The sequence below is a fragment of the Bartonella taylorii 8TBB genome, assembly GCF_902825155.1.
Lineage (GTDB): Bacteria > Pseudomonadota > Alphaproteobacteria > Rhizobiales > Rhizobiaceae > Bartonella > Bartonella taylorii_A.
The window spans coordinates 1-401 of record NZ_CADEAG010000184.1; the positions used below are offsets into that span (position 1 = coordinate 1).

Below are 401 nucleotides of genomic sequence, written 5' to 3' on the forward strand. Positions count from 1 at the left end.
CCATATTCACGCAATGCAGAACGCTCTTTATCTTTATAACCCGCAATAATTGGTCCAACTTCAGCGGCAGCTGAAAAGAGTGCTGCTGTTTTTGCGTTGATGATCTTGAGATAGTCCGAAGCGCTGGTTTGTATATTTATGGCTGCAGAAAGTTGCATAACTTCCCCCTCAGCAATAATTGCAGCAGCGTTTGCTAGGACAGAGAGCGCGTCTATAGAACCAACATCGACCATCATTTTAAAAGCTTGTCCCAACAGGAAATCACCAACAAGTACTCTTGCTTGATTTCCCCAAATCATGCGTTCAGTAGATTTTCCGCGTCGTAAATTACTTTCATCAAGCACGTCATCGTGTAACAAGGTTGCTGTATGCATAAATTCAACAGCGGGTGCAAGTTTTAT

1 protein-coding gene is annotated in these 401 nt (G+C 42.9%); it reads right to left on the reverse strand.

The annotated features are described in order from the left end of the window. Positions 1-401, reverse strand: a 401-nt coding sequence (locus J7R13_RS09210; RefSeq protein WP_208438342.1) for a polyprenyl synthetase family protein, incomplete at both ends; no start/stop codon positions are given.